Below are 1,742 nucleotides of genomic sequence, written 5' to 3'. Positions count from 1 at the left end.
CGGCCGGCGGGCGGCCGGCCGGCGGCAGCGGGGCGGAGAAGGTGGTCGGGGCTGGCAAAATGGCCTGGACGGTACTTTTAGCCGCTGTTCATCCGAACAGGGGCTCTTTTTGTGACCGCACACCTGTTGACCGCCGCACACGAAGACGTCGAGGCATGAACGTTTCTCTCTCTGACCACCGCGCCGATCGCCGCGCCGCCGGCGGGACCGCCGGCGCGACGGGCGGCCGACCCACCCGGGTGGGCGTGCTGGTGGCCGCGCTCCTCACGGCCTGCATCGCCTTCCAGCTCAACGCCAGCATGCTCAGCCCCGCGCTCAAGAGCATCGAGGACAGCCTCGGCGCCACGTCCGCCGAGATCGGGCTGACGCAGACCGCGTTCTTCACCTCGGCGGCCCTGTTCTCGCTGTTCCTGCCCCGCCTCGGCGACGTCATCGGCCGGCGCAAGGTGCTGGTCGGCATGCTGGCCCTGATGGCCGTGGGCTGCGTCGTCGCCGCCCTGGCGCAGAGCGTGCCCCTGCTGTTCGTCGGCCGTGTCATCCAGGGTGCGTCCGGCCCGACGGTTCCGCTGTGCCTGATCATGCTGCGGGTCGAGGTCACCGAGCCCAAGCGGTACGGCACCCTGCTGGGCGTCATCACCGCCGTCAACGGCGGCATCGCCGGCGTCGACTCGCTCGCCGGCGGGTTCCTCGCCGACAACCACGGCTTCCAGTCCGTCTTCTGGGCCATGGCCGCCGTGGCGGCCGTCGCCACCGTCCTCGTCGCCACCCTGACGCCCGAGACCAAGGTCCCGGCCGCGGACCGCATGGACTGGCCGGGCGTCGCCCTCCTCGTCGTCTCGGTCGGCTCGCTCCTCATCGCGCTCAACGAGGCCGGCAAACTGGGGGCCGCCCGCTGGGCCATGGTGGCCGGTCTGGTGGTCCTCTCCGCGATCGCCTTCGCCCTCTTCTGGCGGACCGAGGACCGCAGCAGCCACCCGCTGGTCGCCACCCGTCACCTCAAGCAGCGCGGCACGTGGGCGACGCTGCTGACCACCGTGCTCACGATGACCGGCGTGTTCGCCGTCATGAACGGGCTCATCCCGTCCTTCGCCCAGGACGCCGACGCCGGGCTCGGCATGAGCGCCGAGGAGTCCGCGTGGTGGACCCTCACGCCCTACGCGCTCGCCGGACTGGCCATGGGCCCGCTCGCCGGCCGGCTCGCCGCGACCTACGGCTACCGTCGCGTCCTGCGCATCGGTCTCGTCGGAGCGGTGGCGTCCGTCATCCTCATGATCGCCACCCTTCCGGCCCACTCGCACGGCATGCTCCTCGCGACCTCCGTCCTCGTGGGCATCACGTACGCCGGTGTGGCGAACATCGTCCTCAACGGTCTGGGCATCGTCCTCTCCCCCTCCGAGAACCCGGGCTTCCTCCCCGGCCTGAACGCCGGTGCGTTCAACCTCGGAGCCGGCCTCAGCTTCGCCCTGCTGTACGCCGTCAAGACCGCGGTCCTGCCCGACGACCCCGCCTCGGCCGACGGGTACACCGCCGGCATGATCGCCGGCGTGGTCATCCTGGCCGCCGCCATCGCGACGTCCTTCCTGATCCCCAAGCCGGTGGCAGCCGAAGCGCACGAGTGAGCACACGCGGCAGCACAGAAGGGCGGCGGCATCCCGTGCGGGATTCCGCCGCCCTTCCGGCGTTCCGAGTGACCCTGCCGAATCAGGCCGGATCAGTACGCGGAGTTGACGTTGTCCATCGAG

At 71.2% G+C, this 1,742-nt stretch carries 1 protein-coding gene; it reads left to right on the top strand.

Annotation, left to right across the window (positions count from 1 at the left end; genetic code table 11):
- Nucleotides 1-155: 155 nt before the first annotated feature.
- Nucleotides 156-1,619, top strand: coding sequence for a uridine transporter UriT (uriT, locus tag LE181_RS31705; RefSeq protein ID WP_225665059.1), 1,464 nt, complete (start codon nt 156-158; stop codon nt 1,617-1,619).
- The last annotated feature ends 123 nt before the right edge of the window (nt 1,620-1,742 follow it).

This window comes from Streptomyces sichuanensis (assembly GCF_020328095.1).
GTDB classification, from domain to species: domain Bacteria; phylum Actinomycetota; class Actinomycetes; order Streptomycetales; family Streptomycetaceae; genus Streptomyces; species Streptomyces cinnamoneus.
This window is presented reverse-complemented; position numbering and strand designations above follow the sequence as displayed.